Consider the following 21,849-nt stretch of genomic DNA (forward strand, 5'->3'; position numbering starts at 1 on the left):
CGCTACGCCGAAGACAGAAAAAATGACCGCATCTCAGGCCGTCGATCAAGATCGTTTTCGCGGCATCATCCGCCGCAACATTGCGCTGCCTTTAGGCGTCGGTCTGGTGACGATGGCCGTGTTCCTTGGCTTGATCGCCTATCTGGTTTCGACGATGAACTGGGCCGAACACTCCGAACGCGTGATCGGCCAGGCCAACGAAATGCTGCGTCTCGCGGTGGACCGTCAGTCGGCGGTGCGCGGTTTCCTGATTACCGGCGACGACCGATTTCTCACGCCGTACGAAGCCGCCGGCCCCAAGTTCAAATCGCAGATTCAGACGTTGCAACAGGCGGTCTCCGACAATCCCCCGCAAGTCGAGAAGCTCAAGGACATCGAGGCAATCGAGGAGCGCTGGACGCGCTCGGCCGAGAGCCTCATCGATGCGCGGCGCAAGCATCAGGATGTCGAAGCCGCGGTAACGAGCGGTGTCAGCAAGAGCGATTTCGACGTCATGCGCGATCAGTTCGGCGATTTTCTCGACGTCGAGTTGCGCCTGCGCCAGGAGCGCAGCGACGCCACGCACCGCGTCACCACGACCCTGGTGAGCGTATTCCTGCTGTTCAGCCTCGGTGTGAGCGGTCTGCTCGCATGGATGGGCCGCCGCGAATTATTGAGCCTGTCGTCCACTTACGATGAAGCGCTGCGTCAGCAGGCCGAGCAGACCGAGCTATTGCAAGGGCAAGTCTGGTTGCGCTCGGGGCAGCGTCTGCTGGCCGAAAAGGTCGTCGGGCAGGCCACCCCGGGTCTGGTCGGCCGCGCGATGCTCGACTTCCTCGCCGAATACCTGGACGCAGTGGTTGCCGCGCTCTACGTGCGCGACCGGCAGCACGGCACGCTGCGTCGCATCGCCACGTACGGGTTCAGCCGCGAAAGCGAGCAGGCTGCGGCACGCAATTTCGAAGAGGGCGAGACGCTGATCGGGCAGGCGGCCGCCGCGCGGCGCAAGCTGGTCTTGCGTGACGTACCGGCCGATTACGTGCAGGTCGTCTCGGCAACCGGCAGGAGCGCGCCGCGCAATCTGCTGATCATGCCGATCGAAAACGACGGCGAGGTCAATGGTGTGGTCGAACTGGGCTTCGTGCGCGAGTTGACGAAGCGCGATGAGGACTTCGTCGAACTGATCGGCAACAGCATGGGCGACTTCGTCGAAGCAGCCTTGTATCGCGAGCGCTTGCAGGACGCGCTCGCCGAGACCCAGCAACTGAACGAAGAGCTTCAGGTGCAGCAGGAAGAATTGCGCGTCTCCAACGAAGGACTCGAAGAGCGCGGCCGTGCCCTGATGGAATCGCAAACGCGACTGGAAGCGCAGCAAGCCGAACTCGAACAGACCAACGTGCAACTCGAGGAGTACGCGCAGCGTCTCGAGCGCCAGAAGTCGGACCTGCTGCGCGCGCAGGACGATCTCGCCGCCAACGCGGCGCGTCTCGAACAGTCGAGCCGCTACAAGTCCGAGTTTCTCGCCAACATGTCGCACGAGTTGCGCACGCCGCTGAACAGTTCGCTGATTCTCGCGAAGCTGTTGCAGCAGAATCGCACCGGCAATCTGAGCGACGAGCAGGTGCGCTACGCGGAAACGATTCACGCGTCCAACAGCGATCTGCTGGTGCTGATCAACGACATTCTCGATCTCTCGAAGGTCGAAGCCGGCCAGGTCACGGTCGAACTCGAAACCGTCTCGATCGACGCGACGCTGCAATCGCTCGAGGAAATGTTCAAGCCGCTCGCCGGCGCCAGGCATTTGCAGCTCACGTTCAACCGCTCGCCGGGCACGCCGGATACCTTTGTCACCGACGGTCAACGCGTCACCCAGGTGTTGCGCAACCTGCTCTCGAACGCGGTGAAGTTCACCGAACATGGCGAGGTGGCGCTGACGGTCGCGCCGGCTGAAGACAATATGCTGCGCGTCGACGTACGCGATTCCGGCATCGGTATCGCGGCCGACAAGCTGGAAATGATCTTCGAAGCGTTCCAGCAGGCCGACGGTTCGACCAGCCGTCAGTACGGCGGCAGCGGTTTGGGTCTGTCGATTTCGCGCGAGTTCTCGCGTTTGCTGGGCGGACGCATTACGGTGGCGAGCGAAGTCGGCAAGGGCAGCGTGTTCACACTGTGGCTGCCGCTCGACGGCGAAGCCGCACTGGCGAACTCACCGGGCGCGCAAGCTGCGGCTTCGGCTTCGGCTTCGGCTTCGGCATCAAGCTTCGTTTCGGGACATGCGCCGGTCGCCGCGCCGGCGACGTTCGGCGCCAAAGCGGAGCCGCTACTGGTTCGCACGCCTTCAGGCGTCAATCAGACGGCGGTGATCACTCCCGCGAACGGCCTCACCATCGGCAACGCACCGGAAGCCACCCGCGGCCCGATCGCCGACGATCGTGACAACCGGACCCGCCCCGGCCGCCTGATCGTCGCCGTGGAAGACGATCACTCGTTCGCCGAGATCCTGCGCGAACTCACGCACGAACTCGACTTCGATTTTGTTCACGCCAGCGACGCCGCCAGCGGCCTCGCGCTGGTGCGCGACATGCGTCCGGCGGCGGTGCTGCTCGACGTCGGTTTGCCGGACCGTTCCGGCCTGACCGTGCTGGAGTGGTTGAAGAACGATCCGCTCACGCGCCATATTCCGATTCATATCGTCTCGGCCACCGATCATGCCGACAAGGCGCTGCATCTCGGCGCGATTGGCTACACGCTCAAGCCGACCGCGCGCAGCACGATGGAAGCCGCGATCCGCCGCCTCGAAGCGCGCCTGCAACAACGCCTCAAGCGTGTGCTGGTAATCGAGGACGATGCGCCGATGCGCGAAAGCATCCGCGCGCTGCTGCAAAGCGAGAACACGGAGATCGTTGCAGTGGCGACGCTGGCGGAGGCACTGGAGTATCTGTCGAAGTTCAGCTTCGACTGCGTGGTGACCGATCTCGCGCTGCCCGACGGCACCGGCTACGATCTGCTCGAACGACTGGCCGCGAACACCGCGCATGCCGCGTTGCCGGTGATCGTCTACACGGGCCGCATGCTCTCCGACGAGGAAGAGCACCGCCTGCGCCGCTATTCGAAGTCGATCATCATCAAGGGGGCGAAGTCGCCCGAACGTCTGCTCGACGAAGTCACGCTGTTCCTGCATAGCGTGGAGTCGTCGCTGGCACCCGAACAGCAGCGCATGCTGCGCACGGTGCGTCAGCGTGACAACGCCTTCGAGGGCCGCACGATCCTGCTGGCGGAAGACGACGTACGCAATATCTTTGCACTTTCACATGTGCTGGAGCCGCTCGGCGCGAAGCTGCAGATCGCGCGCAACGGACGTGAAGCGCTCGACGCGCTCGAGAACGGCCCCGACGTGCATCTGATCCTGATGGATATCATGATGCCGGAGATGGACGGTTTGACGGCGATGGGCGAGATTCGCCGTAATCCGCGCTTCGCGCATTTGCCGATCATCGCGCTGACCGCCAAGGCGATGGCCAACGATCGCACGCGCTGCCTCGAAGCCGGCGCGGACGACTACGTGTCCAAGCCGATCGACGTGGACAAGCTGGTCGCGCTGTGCCGCGTCTGGCTGCGCCAACGCTAGGTACGACAGTGACAGGAATGATGGATCAGTCCGCATGAGTCAAATGGTATGAGTCAGTCCGAATTCGACGCGCCGCAACGCATCAGCGATTTCGACATCGAGTTGAAGCTGCTGCTGGAGGCGATCTACCTCAAGTATCAGCACGACTTCCGGCACTACGCCATGTCGTCGCTGCGGCGTCGCCTGTCGCAGGCGCTGGAGGAGTTCGGCCTGAAGTCGCTCTCGCAGTTGCAGGACCGCATCATGCGCAGCGGCGACGAGTTTTCGCGGCTGTTCCAGTACCTGACGGTGCAGGTCAGCGACATGTTCCGCGATCCGGCGTATTTTCTGGCGTTGCGTGAGCATGTCTTGCCGCGTTTGCGCACCTATCCGTCGATCAAGGTATGGGTGGCGGGCTGCAGCACTGGCGAGGAGTTGTGGTCGCTGAAGATTCTGTTCGACGAAGAAGGGTTGACCGAGCGCACGCTGTTCTACGCGACCGACATCAACCCGGACGCGCTGGCGCGTGCCGAATCGGGTATTTACGCGCTCGACCGCATTCAGGGCTTTACGCAGAACTACCTGGCCGCGGGCGGCAAACGGTCGTTGTCGGATTACTATCATGCGGCCTACGGCGGCGCGCGCTTTGCCGGCTCGCTGAAAGACCGCGTCGTGTTCGCCGACCATAGCCTCTCCACCGACGAAGTGTTTCTCGAAGCGCACCTGGTGTCGTGCCGCAACGTGCTGATCTATTTCGATCGCGGCTTGCAGGATCGTGCGCTCGGTCTGTTCGAAAACGCCTTGGTGCGGCGCGGTTTTCTCGGCCTGGGCAGCAAGGAAAGTTTGCGTTTTTCGCGCCACTACGAAGCGTTCGACGAATTCCGTCCCGGCGAACGCATTTACCAGAAGCGATAGCACGCACCCATGCCACGCTCCAAGGCCAGTCCAGCCGTCGATACCGATCCGCCCGCCGAAGCAGCGCGCGGTTACGAGCTCGTCGTGATCGGCGGCTCGGCGGGCGGTATCGAAGTGCTGAACGTATTGCTCGGCGCGCTGCCCGTGTATTTCGCCCAGCCCGTGATGATCGTCACGCATTTGCCGCCGGATTCGCCGAGCTATCTGGTTCACGCATTGGCGCACCGCTGTGCCTTACCGGTGATGGAGCCGGATGCGGGCGAACCGATCCTGCCGGGCCGTGTGCATGTCGCCCCGCCGGGCTATCACATGCTGGTTGAAGTGGATCACACCGTGGCCTTGTCGACCGATGCCGCCGTGCGTTTTTCGCGGCCTTCGATCGACGTGCTGTTCGAGTCGGCGGCAGCGGTTTATGGGCAGCGTCTGCTGGCGATCCTGCTGTCCGGCGCCAACGACGACGGCGTGCAAGGTCTGAAGCATGTGCGCGCGTTGGGCGGCACGAGCTGGGTGCAGGCGCCGGACACGGCCGGCTCCCCCGAAATGCCGCGTGCCGCGATTGAGCGCGGCCTGGCGGACTCTATTTATACTCCCGAAACTATGGCCCGGCGGCTTGCCGCTTTGCCGGCCTTTTCCTGACCCGATGCCATGACGAACTCACCTGTGAACATCCTGATCGTCGACGACATCGTCCACAACATCACGGCGCTCGAAGCCTTGCTGGCGCGGCCGGATCTCGCCGTGCTGGTGGCGGACTCGGGCACCGCCGCGCTCGACCTGCTGCTCAAGCACGAAGTCGCGCTGGCGATTCTCGACGTCAACATGCCCGGCATGAACGGCTTCGAACTCGCGGCGCTGATGCGCGGCAGCCCACGCACCTCGCATGTGCCGATCATCTTCCTGACCGCGACGGCGCAGGACGCCTCGCGCACTTTCCGTGGCTACGAGGCGGGCGCGGTCGACTTTCTCTACAAACCGTTCGACCCGCGCATCCTGCAATCGAAGGTGGATGTGTTCGTGCAGCTCGAACAGCAGAAACGCCAGCTTGCCGCGCAACTCGTCACGACGCGCCAGATGCTCGAAGCCAACGAGATGTTGATGGCGGTGTTGAGCCACGATCTGCGCACGCCGCTCGGCGCCGTGCTGGCGTCGGCGGAATACCTGATGCGCACGGCCGCCGACGAGCAATCAATGACGGTCGCCAGGCGCGTGAAAAACAGTTCGCTGCGCATGGCGCGCATGGTCGATCAACTGCTCAATCTGGCGCGATTGCAGGGCGGCCGTCTGCCCTTGCAGCCGCGTTCGATCGAACTGGCGACGCTATGCCGCTCGGTGATCGACGAATTCACGTCGCGTGAAAACGGCAAGCGCATCGTGTTTGCAAGCCGTGGCGACACGGCCGGTGCGTGGGACACGGATCTGGTGTGGCAGGCGGTGTCGAATCTGGTCAGCAATGCGCTGCACCATGGCGCGCCCGGCGGCGATATTGCCGTCGAAGTCGATGGCGAGTCGGTGGACTCGGTGCGTCTGAAGGTAGGCAATCTCGGTACGATCCCGCCGGAAGTGTTCCCGCATCTGTTCAAGGCGTTCGGGCCGAATAACAGCAGCGCGCGTTCGCGTGAAGGTCTGGGGCTCGGTCTGCATATCGTGCAGGAGATCGCGCGCATGCACGGCGGCAGTGTCAGCGTGAATTCCGACGATGCCTCCGGCACGGTGTTCACCATCGAACTGCCGAGAATGGTGACGTTCCAGCGCGGGTCGTTTACCCGCAAGTAAGCGGTTGCGCTGTGCTACGCTTGGCGGAACCCAAGCTTCGCAGCATCTTGTTGCGTAACCGACCCTCATCATGCGTTCCTGGCGCATCGCCACTTCATCTTCAGGCGCGCACATCGACATCGCGCGCGCGGCCGAACTCGTCATGTCGATCTCGCATGCCGATGCCGACGCGCTGGCCGCCAGCATGCTAAAAACCGTCGGCGAGACGGTGCCGGTTTCGCAGTGCACCATCTTCGCGTATGAATTCGACGCGCGTCCGCGCACGGTGTCCGCCGCCGATCATCGCGGCGGACGGTTTCTACGCGACGTCGCCGATCGTTACGCCAGCCAGTTCTATGCGCTCGACGGCAATCGGGCGATCGTCGGCCGATCGCGGAGCCGATCCGAGCGCGGCGCACTGGTTCTGCACCGGCAGCAAGTCGACGAAATCGAGAACGAAGCCTACCGCGCCGCCTGTTACGCGCAGCCGAACGTGTCCGAAAGGCTGTCCTTGCTGGTGCAACCCATGGACAGCGTCTGGCTGGCGATCAACCTGTATCGCGACAGCGCCTACGGCGTGTTTCAGCCACATGAACTGGAGCGGATCGAAACTCTCGCGCCGTTATTCGCGCATGCAGCAAAAGGCCACTACGCGCTCAATGGGCAGTATCAGGAGGGCGCGGCAGCGGCAATGCTGGCGCGCGCGCGGCGCGTCTGTCCGACGCTCACGCCGCGTGAGCTCGATGTGTTGCGCGGCACGCTGGAAGGCGCGAGCGCCGCCGAGATCGCCGCACAGATGGGCGTCAAGCCGGCCAGCGTCGTCACCTACCAGAAGCGTGCGTACGCACGGCTCGGGGTCTCCACCCAGCGGCAACTGTTCGCGCTCTGCCTGCAACCCGACCCACCCTGATCCGGCCGCGAATCACGTACGTTTCGTGCGCGCCCCGGCTTGCGTCTCGCGGTCCCACTGCTTCAACCACGGCATGATGAAATCCGCGAAACCATCGGCGGGCGGCGAGAGCGCGCGTTCCGTCGAGCGATAGACGCAGACCTCGCGAATGGTCTCCGGGTCGACGATGCGCTTCATCACGAGCCCGAACGTGCGCGCGAGCGGCGCGACATAGGCGGGCGCGAGCGTAACCGTCAGCCCTTGCGCGGCGAGGCCGAAGGCGGTGGTGACGTTGTCCACCACGTCCACCGGCACGATGCGGGCGTCTTCCGGCAGGTTGGCGAGCATCTGCGCTACGGCGCGTTCGTGATCGCGGCCGGTGGCGACGATCGGCACCTCGCGCAAATGCTGCCACAGCACGCGGCGCCGCGTGTTCAGCGGATGAGTCGGCGCACACCACATCACCCACGGACTCACGAACGCCGGATCGCAGCGCACCCGTGTGCCGCTTTGCCGGTCGGGACCGATGGCGAGATCGACGTCGCCGCTTTCCACGCGCTCCACCAGTTGCTCCACCACGGTGTCGACGATGCGTACGACCACCTTCGGCTTGTCGCGCGCGTAGGCGGCGATGGCGGCGGGCAGCGCGGTGGCGGCCAGCACCAGCGGCGCGCCGATCCGCACGATACCGGCGGCGCGATTGCGGATATCGTCGGCCGATTGCGCGGCGGCACGGACATAGCGCAATACCGATTCGGCCGATGACAGAAAGTCCTGCCCCGCGCTCGACAGATTCACGCGCCGCGTGGTCCGGTCGAATAAGCGAAAGCCGAGTTCCGTTTCCAGTTCGGCCAGCAACTGGCTGACCGCCGACGACGTCAACCCGAGCCGCGCTGCCGCCGCGCCGATGCTATGCAAATCGACGATGGCGAGAAACGCTTCGAACTGGCGAATGGTGACGCGTGTGAGGGGCATGGATCGATTCTAAAGAAAAACTAACGAATCGTGAAAAATCGCTTGATTGTGCGTGGCGCGATGTCGGGCGACACTTATCCGAATCAGCCCTGATCGACGCATCGCGCCAGGCCGCTTAGACTTTCCGTTCCGCGTCGGCCACACCGATGCCCGCCACACGCCATCATCAGGCCTTCAGGCCGCATTCGAGGAATTGCCATGTTCGACCACATTCCCGCCTATCCGGGCGATCCGATCCTGAGCCTGAACGAGGATTTCCAGCTCGATCCCCGGCCGAACAAGGTGAATCTGAGCATCGGCATCTATTTCGACGACGCCGGCAAGCTGCCCGTGATGGACGCCGTGCGCCGCGCGGAGACCGCTTTGCTCGACTCGATCGGTCCGCGTTCCTATCTGCCGATGGCCGGCTTGCCGCTCTATCGCGACATGGCACAGGCGCTGGTATTCGGCGCGGACCACGAGGCGCGCGCCGCCGGGCGCATTGCGACCCTGCAAACCATCGGCGGCTCGGGCGCGCTGAAAGTGGGCGCCGATTTTCTGAAGCGCTATTTTCCCGGATCGCAGATGTGGATCAGCGATCCGAGCTGGGAAAACCATCGGGTCGTGTTCGAAGGCGCGGGTCTCACGGTCAACACCTATCCGTATTACGATGAACTCACCGGTGGCTTGCGTTTCGCCGACATGATCGAGACCATCGGCCGCTTGCCGGAAAAGAGTGTCGTGCTGCTACACGCGTGCTGCCATAACCCGACCGGCGTCGATCTGAGTCCGGCGCAATGGACGGAACTGGTGCCGGTCCTGCAACGCCGCAAGCTGATCGCGTTTGTCGATATGGCCTATCAGGGTTTCGGCGCAGGCCTCGAAGAAGACGCGGCCTGCGTGCGTCTGCTGGCCGACGCAGGCGTGCCGCTGATCGCGGCCAATTCGTTCTCGAAGAATTTTTCGTTGTACGGCGAGCGTTGCGGCGCGTTGAGCGTGGTGTGCCGCACGTCGGAGGAGGCGGGCCGCGTGCTCGGTCAGTTGATGTCGACGGTGCGCGCCAACTACAGCAATCCGCCGACGCACGGCGCGCGCCTCGTGGCCAACGTGCTGGCCAATGCAACGCTGCGCGCGTCCTGGGAGGCGGAACTCGCCACCATGCGCGAGCGGATTCTCGCGATGCGCGGCACGATTCATGGCGGGCTGGCCGGCCGGGTCGATGAAGTGATGCGCGCACGTTACGTCGCGCAACGTGGCATGTTCACCTATACGGGATTGAGCGAGGCGCAGGTCGAGCGCCTGCGCAGCGACCACGCGGTGTATGTGCTGCGTTCGGGGCGCATGTGCGTGGCGGGTCTGAACGCACGCAATGCCGGGTACGTTGCCTCGGCGATCGCAGCCGTGGTGTCGGGCGCCTGAGCACCGCATTCGCGCGGCTGTCGAACAAAACTATTGGAGACCGTGATGACTACCCTTGAAATGCAAGCTGGGAGCGCGCCGACGACCGGGTCGATGCATGCCGACGAATGGCAGGCGCGCGTGCAACTGGCGGCCTGCTATCGGATCTTCGATATGCTCGGCTGGACCGAGATGATCTACAACCACATCACGTTGCGCGTGCCGCCCGCCGTCAGCGGCGGCGAGCGGCAATTTCTGATCAATCCATTCGGCCTGCACTATAGCGAAGTGACCGCGAGCAACCTCGTGAAAATCGACGCGCAAGGACGCATACTCGATCACTCGCCGTATCCGGTGAATCCGGCGGGCTTCGTCGTGCATGCGGCGATTCACGAAGGCTTGCCCGACGCGCACTGCGTGATGCACACGCACACCACGGCGGGCGTCGCGGTGGCTTGCCTCGAAAACGGGCTGGAGCAAACCAATTTTTACAGCGCGCAGTTACATGACCGGGTCGCGTATCACGATTTCGAAGGCATCACGATCCATGCGGATGAAGGGCCGCGTTTGCTCGAACATATCGGCAATAGGCAGGCGGTGATCTTGCGCAATCATGGGCTGCTTGCCTGGGGCCATACCTTGCCGCTGACTTTCGCGATGCTGTGGACGCTCAATCGCGCCTGCGAAATCCAGATGGCGACCTTTTCGATGGGCCGTGCGCGCCCGGTTCCCGAGGACGTCGCGATTCGTTGTTCGCGCGACGCCTTGCAGTTCGATCCGCGTCATGGCGGCGGACAGGATGTGTTCGATGCGCTGGTGCGGCGGGTGGATCGCATCGACCCGAGCTACAAAGACTGACGCGAAGGCTGATGCAAAGACAGAAGCCACGATTAACGCGAGAATTAACGCAAGGATTCAGGCAATGAAAGTAGCAATTTACGGAGCGGGCGCAATCGGCGGCTGGATGGGCGTCAAGCTCGCCCAGGCGGGGCATGGAGTCAGCGTGGTGGCGCGTGGCGCGACGCTCGAAGCGCTGCAGGAACACGGCCTGCGTCTGATCGAAACGGGCGTGACGCACCCGGTTCAGGTGAAGGCCAGCGCGAGTCCCGCCGAACTCGGCGTGCAGGACCTCGTGGTGGTTGCGGTGAAGGGGCCGGCGATGGCGTCGGTGGCCGCGCAGATCGCGCCGCTGCTGGGTCCGCAGACGCTCGTGCTGACGGCGATGAACGGCGTGCCGTGGTGGTTCTGCGACGGGCTCGGCGAGGAGTTCGCCGGCAAGCGTCTCAAGTCGATCGATCCCGAGGGCGTGATCGCCGCCGCGATTCCCACGGCGCAGACCGTGGGTTGCGTGGTGCATGCCAGTTGTCTCGTCGAAGCGCCGGGTGTGATCCGGCATCATCAGGGCAATGGGCTGATTATCGGCGAGGCAACGGGGCAGGCGAGCGAACGCGTCGCCGCGCTCACTGCCACGCTTGCGGCAGCCGGATTCAATGCCACGATGTCGGAGCAGATTCAGCGCGACGTCTGGTACAAGCTGTGGGGCAACATGACGATGAATCCGATCAGCGCCATCACCGGCGCGACCACCGACCGGATTCTCAGCGACGAACTGGTTCGCAACTTCGTCACGAGCATCATGCTGGAGGCGAAGGAAATCGGCGCACGTTTCGGCATTCCCATTGCGCAGCAGCCCGAAGACCGCCACGAAGTCACGCTCAAGCTCGGCGCGATGAAAACCTCCATGTTGCAGGACGTGCAGGCGGGCAAGGCAGTCGAACTCGATGCGCTGGTCGCCGCGGTGCGCGAGCTCGGACAACTGACCCGTGTGCCGACGCCGAATACGGATGCGTTGCTCGGTCTGGCGCGTTTGCATGCGAGCACGTTGGGACTGTATCCGAAGCAGTGATTCTGGCTGGCTGGCTGAGTGAATGATGCCCAAAAGCCGTCGCGCATTCACAGGCGCGGCGGCTTTTTCACGTCAGTTTTCCGCGTCCGATGCAGTCAGCGCGGACCCCGTCGGCAGCCGCGCTGCTTCGATCAGCGACAGCGCCCGGTGCGCGTCGCCGAGTTCCGTCATGCACAGCAGCGCGAGGCGCGCGAGGTAGAGCGGCGCTTGCGCTTCGCCTTCGGTGGTGAGGGTTCGGCACAACGTCGTGTAGACGAGGTCGAGATCGCTATCGTTCATGGTGTCGTCTCCGTTCGGATCGTCAGGGCGGCGCTCAGGGCACGTTGCGCGAGCATCGCGCTGCCGTCGCGCCAGCGCGCGAGGACATGGCCATCGGGGCGCATCAGATAGACGGTGCCGGGCGTGGCGTCGAGCATGTCGTGAAGGTGGCCTGCAGGATCGATTATCTGCGGACCTGCCGCATGCGGCTCGTTGCTTTTGACCAGTGTGAGCACCTTGAACGGAATACCTTGTTCGCTCAAGCTGGTTTGCATCTGCCGCCATGTGCTGTCATGCGCGATTTGCGCTTCATCTGCGCCAAAACGCAACGCGGTGAAGCAGGGCTCCAGTAAGTCGGTGAGGTGAATATCGACGCCCACGCCGTCGTCCAGACGCTCGAGGCGGCATTCCGGTAGCACCGTGCCGGGCGCCGGGCCACGGCTGAAGGCATCCGCCACCGTCTGGTTGAGTGGCGAGTCGACGTATGCAATTGCATGGGTTTGCCGCGGATTGATCAGGGGCCGCACGGCCGCGTGATGCTCGGCCAATCCGAGTACGGCCTGGCGCATCAGATCGAAGGCGAACGAAGGCGGCGCCATGAATTCCGTGCTCTTCATGCCATAGCGCAGATTCTCGCGCGCCGCGAACACGCGCTCGTCGCTATAACTGTCGAGCAACGCCGGCGACGCGATGCCGTTGACCACGCAGCCCAGCTTCCAGCCGAGATTGTCGGCATCGTCGATACCCGAGTTGGCGCCGCGCACCCCAAAAATCGGCACGAGATGCGCGGCGTCGCCCGCAAACAGCACCGGGCCGTGACGATAGCGTTCGAGCGTCAAGGCATTGGCCTTGTAGACGGTGATCCAGATCGGCGACCACGCGCCGGTTTCGCCCATCGCGTCGAGCACGCTCTGCACGCGCGGCATCACGTTTTCCGGCTTCACGGCGGCCTCGGGGTCTTCGTCGTCGCGCAACTGGTAGTCGATGCGCCAGACGTTATCAGGCTGCTTGTGCACCAGCACTGTCGAGCCGGGATTGGATGGCGGATCGAAATAGGCGAGACGCTCGGTCGCGCGTTCGCTCTGCAGGTCGATATCGACGATCACGTAGCGGCCCTCGTACGTGGTACCCGTCAGCTTCAAACCGAGCGCTTCGCGAATCGTGCTGCGGCCGCCGTCGCACGCTACCACCCAGTCGGCGTCCATGTGCCAGTGCGTCTCGCCCGTCGTAAGGGCGAGCGTGGCGCCCTTGCTGCCCGCATGCGGCTCGATGCCCGTCACGCGCGTTTGCCAGCGGATCCCGATCAGATCGGCGTGACGCTCCACCTCGTCGAGCAACAGCTGTTCGATCTGGTATTGCGCGATGTTGATCATCGGCGGCAGCGACTGCTCGTCGTCCTGATGCATCGCGAAGCGGAACACTTCGGTATCGCGGTAGAAGCTGCGGCCGCCGGTCCACGGCAAGCCTTTTTCCAGAAAACCGCCGACGACGCCAAGGCGTTTGAAAATCTCCAGGCTGCGCCGTGAAATGCAGATCGCGCGGCTGCCGGTACAGACGCCGTCGTCGGCTTCGATCAGCACCGAAGGCACACCCTGGCGGGCCAGCGCAAGCGCGGCGGTCATGCCTACGGGTCCGCCGCCGACGATCGCCACGGCGCGTCGCACGGGGTCGCGGCCGTCGATGAGCGACGGCGCGGCGCCCACGTATTGTCGAGGTGAGAACGGATAGGGTTTGAAGCTACGGCTCATGCGCGTCTCCTGGATCTGCGATACCGGACCTTGCCCGCCGCGGCTGTCCAGCTCTTCGAAGGCGGTGCAAGGTGATGGCGCAGTATGCAGGAGAGGATAGGCAGCGCTGTCCTCATTTTGGGTACAGGCTGCGGCAGATTCGGCGCGGTGGAACTCAGTCCGCGCCGGTGGTATGCGAGGCGTGCCGGACGTGCTGCACGCTCGCGGCCACCTGGCATTCTTCGATCATCGCGCGGAAGGTCGGCGCTGCATGCGAGGCGCCCGTCGCGCCCGCTTCGAGACCGCCTTCGAGCGCGCTGGCGACGCCGACGCCCACCACCAGCGTCGCGCGCGGCCGCCATTCGCGCGTGCGGCGCAGCATGTTGCGCAGATAAGGCGGCGACTCCGGCGCGTCGAGCGAGACGATGCAGATGATCGGCGCGTCCTTGAAGCTCGGTTCGTCGGCGCGTGCGCTGCGGTAGCCCGAGTGGGTGGCCATCATCGGCGCGAGCCCGTGGCGGCCGAGCAGTTGTAAGGCGATGGCCGTGGTCACTTCGTCGAACGAGCCGCGTCCGGGTACGCACAGCACGGAGATTTTCTCCGTGGACGGGCGCAATTGCGGGTGCGCCGCGAGATGGCTGTCGTGCCGCTCCGACAGGTCCGCCGAACTGGCGGCGAGCAGCGCGCCGGCCGTATCGGCGGCATCGGTGCGCGTGAGGCGATCCGGCAGACCGTCCGCGATCTCCAGGTTTTCGACGATGTCCACCAGCGCGTCGTTGATCCGTTGCAACTGGTCCGGCATCAGGACGCCGCGCATCGCGTCGTTGCGCGCCAGCTTGAGGCCTTCGAGCGCGACCCTGTCGTAGTAGTCGATCAGCGACATCTCGCGCAGCAGGCGCTCGGCCTGCACGATGGCCTCGTGCGGATCGTCGGCAAGCAGGCGCTGGTAGAAGTTCTGCGCAGGCGTGAGCGCGGGCTGATCGCCCAGCAGCACGGTCAGGAAGTTGAGGCGGTCGGCGTAACGCCCCAATGTGACGACGCATAACGTGAGCGGTGTGGACAACACGAGGCCGATCGGCCCCCACAGCCAGCTCCAGAAAATCGCCGCGACCACCACCGCGAGCGGCGAGAGCCCCGAGCGATGGCCATACAGCAGCGGCTCGGCGATCTGCCCGGCCACCACATCGACGACGATGAACAGGATCAGCGTATAGACCGCCATGGTCCACTGCGGCTGAATCGCGGCGGCGAGAAACACCGCGAGGATCGCCGCAATCCAGATGCCGATGTACGGCACGAAACGCAACAGCGCGGCAACCACGCCGAACAGCAACGCACCCGGCACGCCGATGATGGCGAGCCCGATCGCGATGGTGCCGCCCGCGCTGAGATTCACGCCGAGTTGCGCGACGAAATAGCGGCTCAGGCGCCCGGCGGCGTCGTTGATCGCCGTAGTGGTGCGGTGCAGATCGCGCGAGCCGAACAGGCTGATCAAACGATCGCGCAAGTCCTCGCGTTGCAACAGGATGAAAATCGTCACGACCAGCACGATGAAGGTCGTCTCGATCGGTGCGATGGCGGGCGAGAGCGCGCGCTGCGCGAGCTGCATCGGCGTGGGCGAGGGTTCGTGCACTTCGACTGGCGTCGGCACGGGCGGCGCATTGCGCGCGGCGCGTCCGGTGAGACGCGGCGGTGCCGGTTTGGACGGCGCGACCCGCTGCAGGGTGGCTGCGGCGCGGCTCATCAGCGAGTCGGCGCGGCCGACGGTCTTCTCCTGCACGGTCTCGATCTTCTGCTCGATCGCCACCTGGTATTGCGGCAGATCGCCCGCCAGTTGCACCAGTTGCGCCGTGATCAGCGCACCGGCCGCGAGCAGGGTGGCGAGCGCGAACAGCACGGCGATGAAGATCGACGGCAGTTGTCCCATGTGCAGGCGGCGCAGCATCTGCACGAGCGGGGCGAGCAGGAAGCTGAGCAGCACCGAGAGCGTGATCGGGATCAGCACCGCGCGCCCGAAGTAAAGCCCGCACACCACCACGACGCCGGTGATGACCGAAGCGAGTCCGTGCAGACTGGGCGTACCGGGCGGGTAGACGCGGTTCGGCCGCCCAGGCGGCGGTAATGATATTTTCATGAGCACACGTTCCGATTGAAGGTGCCCGGCGAGGGGCTCAGCGAGGCACGCTGTCTTCCAGGGCAGGGCAGCAGGGGCGCGCGAAAGGCACGTTGGCGTCGCGTCAAAACGCCCCAGCAATAGCTATGCCCGGATTGTAGGCGCTTTGCCGCGCCACGCACCATTCGTATCGTGCACCGTCTAGCCCATGTGCAGCCGCAATACCTCGAACAATTGCGAGCACGCATACAGCAACAGCCCGATAAAGCCGCCGACGATCGTGCCGTTGATGCGGATGTATTGCAGATCCTTACCGATGTTCAGCTCGATCTGCCGCGACATCTCGCGCGCATCCCAATTCTTCACGGTATCGCTGATATGACGCGTCAAAAAGCGCGCGAAATCCGGTGCCATGGCGCGCGCCGCGTCTTCCAGATGGTCGTTCAGCGATTGCCGCAGCGCGGGATCGTGCGCGAGTTCGCGGCCCACCCATTGGCCCATCGCCATCACGCGCGCATGCAGCGCCGAGTCGCGGCTTTCCAGATCGCGCCTGAGCCAGCCGCGCAATTCGCCCCACATGTCTTTTACGTAAGCACTGAACGCTTCGCCCTCCACCAGATAGCGCTTGAGGTCCTCGCCCTTTTGCAGGAACGCGGGATCGGTCTTGAGCTTGACGATCAGCTTCTGCGCCGCCTCGTCGAACTTCTGGCGCCACTGATGCGCCGGGTTCTCGCTGATCTGTTCGAGCATCCGGTTCACCGCGTTGGCGATCGCTTCGGCGCCTTTCTCGCCGAGCCAGGCCGAGGGCAGCATCTTCTCCATCTTCGGATACTCGCTCTTCACCCAATCGACGATCCGTTCCGCGATAAACTCGCGCGCCTGCGGTTGCGCAAGCAGCGCCACCACCTGTTCGATGCCGGCATCGAGCAGTTCCTGGTGGCGGTCGTCTTTGGTGAGCGTGTCGAGAATCGCGCCCATCGATTGCGAGAGATCGACTTTGGTCAGCACGTCGCGCAAGGCGTCCTTGATGAAAACGTGGATGCGCACGTCGTCGGTGAGTTCGAGAATCCCGCTGGTGAGTTTGACGACGTAGTCGCCCAGGCGCGCGCTGTTGGCGGGCTCGCTCAGCCAGCCGGTGATGCTGCGCGCCGGATCGTGCTTCTGGATCAGGCCGACCAGCGAAGGCACGTCGAGAAACTTGTCCTGCACGAAGACGGCCAGGTTGTCGGCGATCTTGTGCTTGTTCCTCGGGATGATCGCGGTATGCGCGGAAACCACGGGAATCGGCACGCGACGAAACAGGGCGGCGACCGCGAACCAGTCGGCCAGTGCGCCGACCATCGCAGCCTCGGCCACCGCCTTGATGCCGTCGACCCATAGGCCGCGCGGCATGAAGGCCGTCACCACGAACACGCATGCGGCGGCGAGCAGAAGCAGTAAGGGCGTGCGTTTGGCCTTCTTCAGTTCGATTGCTTTGGTCATCGGCGGTGGGGCGGCGGGTCCAGGTCGATAGGGAAATGCGCGGAGCAACGCGGTGCGCTCGACGCGCGCGTTCAGACACGCGAGTGTAGCGCCGCTCGCGAGACTCATGGGCGAGGTGGAGGCGACGCGGCTGGTCGCGTGGGCGCGGTAACATCTACGGTTAGACTGCGGGGTCCTGCGTCGGGGTGAAGGCCCGTGCGGGCGTCAGGTGAAAAGGCAATTGAACGGAATGGAGGCACAGTGATCAGGTTTCTGCACACCGCGGACTGGCAGATCGGCACGCAATTCGGCCAGTTCGAGCCGGACGAAGCCGCGCATCTCGCGCAAGCGCGTTTCGAAACCGTGCGCCGGATCGCGGCCGAAGCGGCGGCGCGCAAGGTCGACGCCGTGCTGGTCGCGGGCGATGTATTCGATCTGCAAACCGTTTCGGACACGGTGATCCGCCGTTTGTTCGGCGCATTGCAGGCATTCTCCGGCCCGTGGATCATGCTGCCGGGCAACCACGACGCCGCGCTGGTCGAGAGCGTGTGGACCCGCGCACAGCGGCTCAACTGCGTCGCGCCAAATGTGCGGCTGGTGCTGGAAGCGGGCGTCGTGCTGCTGGACGACTGCCGCTGCGCGTTGCTGTGCGCGCCGCTCACGCAACGCATCACCTACGACGACACCACCGGCTTCTTCGATACCACGCAGACGCCGGCCGGCTATCACCGCGTCGGGCTCGCGCACGGCAGCGTGAGCGGCATCCTGCAGGAAGGCATCGATTCGTCGAACCCGATTGCGCCGACGCGCGCCGCGAGCGCGCGGCTCGACTATCTCGCGCTCGGCGACTGGCACGGCCATCTGCGCGTCGACGAACGCATCTGGTATGCGGGCACGCATGAGCAGGACCGCTTTCGCGCCAACGATCCCGGTTTCATGCTCGATGTCACGCTGAGTGAGCCGGGCGCCGTGCCGGTGGTCGAACCGGTGCGGGTCGGTCAATATCAATGGCATCGCTGGGACGAAACGATCTCGGTGTCGAGCGACGTGGATGCGCTCAAGGCGCGTCTCGCCGCGTTGGGCGGCCACGACGTGCTGCGGGTCGCCGTGAGCGGCACGACGGCGCTCGCGGATGCCGAGGCGATCCACGTGGCCGTCGAAGAAACCCGCGCGCGGGTACGGGCGCTGCGCGTCGATCTGAGCGCCCTGCAGGTGCTGCCCACCGCCGACGATCTCGCCGAACTCGGCGCGCAAAGCGGCTATCTGGCCAAGGTAGTGGCGCGCTTGCGCGGCCTGCAGGAAGACCCGCAGTCCGATCCGCAACAGATCAAGCGCGCGGCCGAGGCCTTGCTGCTGCTGGCGCGTTTTCAACGTGAATTGCCGCGCGAAGCGAGGTCCGCATGAAACTGAACAGTATCGCGATTCAGGAATTCAAACAGTTCAGCGGACGGCTCGTGATCGACGATCTGCAGCCCGGCCTCAATCTCTTTGTCGGGCCGAACGAGGCCGGCAAGAGCACGATTGCGGAAGCCGTGCGCGCGGTGTTTCTGGAACGCTACAAGGCTTCGCATCTGAAGGATCTGTTGCCGTGGGGCAAGGCGAGCGGACAGCCCTCGGTTGAAGTGAACTTCGAACTGGACGGCGCCGCCTGCCGTTTGTCGAAGCAGTTCGTCACGCGCCAGCGCTGTGAGCTGAAGATCGGCCAGAACGTGTTCGGTGAAGACGAAGCTGAAGACAGGCTCGCCGCATTGCTCGGTTTTTCGCGCGCCGCACGCGGGCCGCTGAAGGCCGAAAACGCGGGCGTGCCAGGTCTCCTGTGGGTGCAGCAAGGCGGCACGCAGGACGTGCGCGACTCCACCGGACACGCGGCGCAGTATCTGCGCGATGCCTTATCGCAACTTTCGGGCAGCAGCGAATCGGCCGGCGAGGATGCATTGATCGCCGCCGTGCAGCGCGAGCTTCGTCAATTGCTCACCGCGCGCACGCAGAAGTCCACCGGGCCGCTTGCCGAGGCCGAGCAGACCCTGCTCGCGCTGAGCGCGGAGCGCGACGAACTGCAACAACAGCGCCAGCAGTTCGAGGAGAACATCGCGCGTCTGGCCACGCAGCAAGAGAGCTTCGACGACACCCAGCGCAAGCGTCCGTGGGAGCTTCACGAGCAGAAGGCCTTGCTTGCGCAGCAACGCGCCGATGCCGCCGCGGAACTCGAACGTAGTCTGCAAGGGCTTGCGCAATCGGTGCAGGTCAGCGAAGCGGGTCTCGCGCTGTCGCTGCAGCAGGAACATGGCGCGACCGAACTGGAAGCGGCCGTCGCGCGGGAGCGCCAGCAACTCGACGCGGCTCGCGCCGAGGTCGCGGCCGCGCAGAGCGAGCACGCTCAGGCGGCGTCGAGTGTGACGCAATTCGAACAGGCGGCGGCTGCGGCCGGCCGCGCACTCGAACTGGCGAACGCCGCCGTGACCGCGGCCGATTTGCGCAGCCAGATCGGTTTCCATCGCGACGAGTGCGCACGGCTCGACACGGCGATTGCCGCGGCTGCCCAGGCGAACGACGCAGTGCTGGAAGCCGCGCGTGCCGCAGCCGGGCTCGAAGTCGACGAGGCGAAACTCAGGCGCCTTGCCTTGCTCGAAAGCGAGTTGACCGTGCTGCGCGCGCGCACCGAAGCGGCGATGACGCGTATCGAATATCGGCTGACCAGCACGATCACCGTGGGCGATGCACCGGTGAGCGGCGAGGGCGTGTTGCGCCTCGACGAAGAGAAGCGGATCGGTCTCGGCGATCTTGGCGAATTGCGCGTGATTCCCGGTGTCTCCGATCTGCCCGCCCGGCTGTCCGAACTCGCTTCTCTCGAAGCTCAGCATGGGCAGTTGCTGCAGGCGCTCGGCGTCGCTTCGCTTGCCGTAGCCGAGTCGAGGCGCGAGCAATGGCAAGCCCTGGTCGCGCAGCAGAAAAGCCAGGCGAAAATTCTCGATGTGCATGCGCCCAAGGGAATCGACGCGCTACGCGCCGCATCGGCGTCGGCGACGGCGCGCCTGCAGACTTTCAACGACCGGCTCGCGAATCTGCCCGACGTGTCCGCCGCCCTGCCGCTCGACGAAGCGCGCCGCAACGCCGACATCGCTCGCGATGCGCTCGACGCGGCACGAAAAGTCCTGACGCATGCCGGTGAAAAACGATCGACCGGTGTCGCCACCGCCGAATCGCTCGCGGCGCAACTGCAACGTAAGGAAGCGCAACTCGATGACGAAACGTTCCGCCGTAATCGTGCGCAGTGGCAGACGAAGCTCGTCGAGCAGCGCGTGCAACTGGAAGCGTTGAGAAAGCAGCACGACGCGCGCGAGCGTGAATTGCAGGCGGTGCGTCTGGACGATCCCGCCGCCGAGGCGAAGCGTTATCGCGCGTCGGCGGAGCTTGCGCGCAGCGAACAGCATGAGCGTCAGGTGCGGATCGCGCAGTTGCGCAGCCAGCTGGAAACGGTGGGCGCGTCGGGGCTGGGCGAACGTCTCGCCACGGTGGAAGCGAAGCTCGAACAGGCCACGCGTCGTAAAGACGAACTCAGCCTGCGGGCAAGCGCGCTGAGTCTGCTCGACGAAGTGCTGGTCGACGAACGCGACGCGGCGGTTGCGCAATTGCGCGCGCCGTTGACCGAGCGGCTCGGCCACTACCTGAAGCGGATTTTCCCGCAATCGACCATTGCGCTCGGCGACGATCTGAGTCCCGCCACGCTGGACCGCTTTGGTCGCGCGGACACGCTCGACGCGTTGAGTTTCGGCACGCGCGAACAGCTCGGCATTCTGACGCGGCTCGCGTACGCGGACCTGCTGAAGGCCTCAGGCCGTCCCACTTTGCTCATGCTCGACGACGCCGCCGTCCATACCGACGCCGCGCGCCGCGACGCCATCAAGCGTGCGTTGCTGGACGCGGCCACGCGGCATCAGATTCTGGTGTTCACGTGCCATCCTGAGTTGTGGGACGATCTCGGCGTGAGACAGCGCGCCATCGACGATCTGAAGGTGGCAGCCTGAGCACGGCATTCAATCATTCCGGGGACGGGACGTCATGAGCGAGCTTTACCGAGGCATGGATCAAACGGCGCTGCGTGCCGCTTACGACAATGTGGCCGCCGTCGCGGACGTGGCCGCGCGCATGCTCGGCTTCCAGGCGCGCAGCGCAGCGCTGTATTCGGCGACAACGTGCCGGCGCGACGTGCAATATGGACCGCAGCCGCGTCAGCGTTTCGACTGGCTGCCTTGCGGCCGGCCAGACGCGCCGGTTTTCGTGTTCATCCACGGCGGTTACTGGCAGGCGCGTAGCAAGGAAGATTTCGCGTTCGTCGCGAGCGGACCGCTCGGTTGCGGCTTTAACGTGGTGCTCGCCGAGTACACGCTGGCGCCCGAGGCATCGATGACCGGAATCGTCGGCGAGATCGGCGCGCTGTTGACGGCGCTGGCGGAGGATCGGGAAGGACTCGGCACGCGTGGTCCGATCTGTCTTGCGGGACACTCGGCGGGCGGCCAACTGAGTGCGTTATATCGGGCACACGAGTCGGTCGTGCATGCCATGCCGATCAGCGCGCTGGTCGATCTCGAACCGATCGCGATGTCGTGGCTCAACGACAAACTGCAACTCACGCCCGAAGAGATCGACGCGTATAGCCCGATGCGTCACATCGGCCACGGCGTGCCGATGACGATCAGCGTCGGTACGGCGGAATTGGCGGAACTGGTCCGGCATTCGGAAGAATACGCAACGGCATGTCGGCAGGCGGGCGAGCGCGTTGAATTCGTCCCGCTGCCCGGCTGCAATCACTTCACGATCCTGGACGACCTCGCGCTGCCCGACGGTGTGCAGATGCGGGCGCTGCTCGACGCCATGGCCGTCTGACGCATG

16 protein-coding genes are annotated in these 21,849 nt (G+C 64.7%); 11 read left to right on the top strand and 5 right to left on the bottom strand.

The window, feature by feature from the left end:
• Positions 1 to 22: 22 nt before the first annotated feature.
• From FQ705_RS14095 to FQ705_RS14115, 5 genes are all read left to right on the top strand, one after another.
• Positions 23 to 3,607: a response regulator gene (locus tag FQ705_RS14095; protein ID WP_144141893.1), complete on the top strand. Its 3,585-nt coding sequence runs from the start codon at positions 23 to 25 to the stop codon at positions 3,605 to 3,607.
• Positions 3,608 to 3,655: 48 nt separating this feature from the next.
• Positions 3,656 to 4,501 (top strand): CheR family methyltransferase, encoded by an 846-nt coding sequence (locus FQ705_RS14100; protein ID WP_144141896.1) that lies wholly within the window; start codon positions 3,656 to 3,658, stop codon positions 4,499 to 4,501.
• A gap of 9 nt (positions 4,502 to 4,510) precedes the next feature.
• Positions 4,511 to 5,137, top strand: a complete 627-nt coding sequence (locus FQ705_RS14105) for a chemotaxis protein CheB (RefSeq protein WP_144141898.1) — start codon at positions 4,511 to 4,513, stop codon at positions 5,135 to 5,137.
• A 9-nt stretch (positions 5,138 to 5,146) separates the two neighbouring features.
• On the top strand, positions 5,147 to 6,274 hold the full coding sequence (locus tag FQ705_RS14110; protein WP_144141901.1) for a hybrid sensor histidine kinase/response regulator: 1,128 nt from the start codon (positions 5,147 to 5,149) through the stop codon (positions 6,272 to 6,274).
• Between the two features lie 70 nt (positions 6,275 to 6,344).
• Positions 6,345 to 7,163 carry a helix-turn-helix transcriptional regulator gene (locus FQ705_RS14115; RefSeq protein ID WP_144141904.1) on the top strand — a complete coding sequence of 273 codons (819 nt, stop codon included), beginning with the start codon at positions 6,345 to 6,347 and terminating at the stop codon, positions 7,161 to 7,163.
• 12 nt (positions 7,164 to 7,175) lie between these two features.
• Here FQ705_RS14115 and FQ705_RS14120 read toward each other — a convergent pair whose 3' ends face one another.
• Entirely contained in the window at positions 7,176 to 8,117 is a 942-nt protein-coding gene (locus tag FQ705_RS14120; protein WP_144141907.1) for a LysR family transcriptional regulator, read from the bottom strand.
• A gap of 198 nt (positions 8,118 to 8,315) precedes the next feature.
• Here FQ705_RS14120 and FQ705_RS14125 point away from each other — a divergent pair, with 198 nt between their 5' ends.
• From FQ705_RS14125 to FQ705_RS14135, 3 genes are all read left to right on the top strand, one after another.
• Complete coding sequence (locus FQ705_RS14125) at positions 8,316 to 9,515, top strand: aromatic amino acid transaminase (RefSeq protein WP_144141909.1); 1,200 nt, start codon at positions 8,316 to 8,318, stop codon at positions 9,513 to 9,515.
• A gap of 45 nt (positions 9,516 to 9,560) precedes the next feature.
• Complete coding sequence (locus tag FQ705_RS14130; protein ID WP_144141912.1) at positions 9,561 to 10,352, top strand: class II aldolase/adducin family protein; 792 nt, start codon at positions 9,561 to 9,563, stop codon at positions 10,350 to 10,352.
• Positions 10,353 to 10,416: 64 nt separating this feature from the next.
• Entirely contained in the window at positions 10,417 to 11,400 is a 984-nt protein-coding gene (locus FQ705_RS14135) for a 2-dehydropantoate 2-reductase (RefSeq protein WP_144141914.1), read from the top strand.
• A 72-nt stretch (positions 11,401 to 11,472) separates the two neighbouring features.
• On the opposite strand, the gene FQ705_RS14140 is transcribed toward FQ705_RS14135, so the two are convergent.
• The 4 genes from FQ705_RS14140 to FQ705_RS14155 all read right to left on the bottom strand — a co-directional run bounded on the left by FQ705_RS14140 (position 11,473) and on the right by FQ705_RS14155 (position 16,980).
• Complete coding sequence (locus FQ705_RS14140; protein ID WP_144141917.1) at positions 11,473 to 11,679, bottom strand: hypothetical protein; 207 nt, start codon at positions 11,677 to 11,679, stop codon at positions 11,473 to 11,475.
• Positions 11,676 to 13,406 carry an FAD-dependent oxidoreductase gene (locus tag FQ705_RS14145; RefSeq protein ID WP_144141920.1) on the bottom strand — a complete coding sequence of 577 codons (1,731 nt, stop codon included), beginning with the start codon at positions 13,404 to 13,406 and terminating at the stop codon, positions 11,676 to 11,678. Before FQ705_RS14145 ends, FQ705_RS14140 begins: the two co-directional genes overlap by 4 nt.
• Positions 13,407 to 13,560: 154 nt before the next feature.
• Positions 13,561 to 15,519 (bottom strand): AI-2E family transporter, encoded by a 1,959-nt coding sequence (locus tag FQ705_RS14150; RefSeq protein ID WP_144141923.1) that lies wholly within the window; start codon positions 15,517 to 15,519, stop codon positions 13,561 to 13,563.
• Positions 15,520 to 15,699: 180 nt separating this feature from the next.
• Positions 15,700 to 16,980, bottom strand: a complete 1,281-nt coding sequence (locus FQ705_RS14155) for a DUF445 domain-containing protein (protein ID WP_144141925.1) — start codon at positions 16,978 to 16,980, stop codon at positions 15,700 to 15,702.
• A gap of 240 nt (positions 16,981 to 17,220) precedes the next feature.
• Here FQ705_RS14155 and FQ705_RS14160 point away from each other — a divergent pair, with 240 nt between their 5' ends.
• The 3 genes from FQ705_RS14160 to FQ705_RS14170 are packed head-to-tail and all read left to right on the top strand — an operon-like array spanning position 17,221 to position 21,843.
• On the top strand, positions 17,221 to 18,363 hold the full coding sequence (locus FQ705_RS14160; protein WP_144141928.1) for an exonuclease SbcCD subunit D: 1,143 nt from the start codon (positions 17,221 to 17,223) through the stop codon (positions 18,361 to 18,363).
• Complete coding sequence (locus FQ705_RS14165; RefSeq protein WP_144141931.1) at positions 18,360 to 20,984, top strand: AAA family ATPase; 2,625 nt, start codon at positions 18,360 to 18,362, stop codon at positions 20,982 to 20,984. Before FQ705_RS14160 ends, FQ705_RS14165 begins: the two co-directional genes overlap by 4 nt.
• Positions 20,985 to 21,018: 34 nt before the next feature.
• Positions 21,019 to 21,843 carry an alpha/beta hydrolase gene (locus FQ705_RS14170; RefSeq protein WP_144141934.1) on the top strand — a complete coding sequence of 275 codons (825 nt, stop codon included), beginning with the start codon at positions 21,019 to 21,021 and terminating at the stop codon, positions 21,841 to 21,843.
• Positions 21,844 to 21,849: the final 6 nt, after the last annotated feature.

This window comes from Paraburkholderia sp. BCC1884, from assembly GCF_900996225.1.
In the GTDB taxonomy this organism is placed as follows: Bacteria; Pseudomonadota; Gammaproteobacteria; order Burkholderiales; family Burkholderiaceae; genus Paraburkholderia.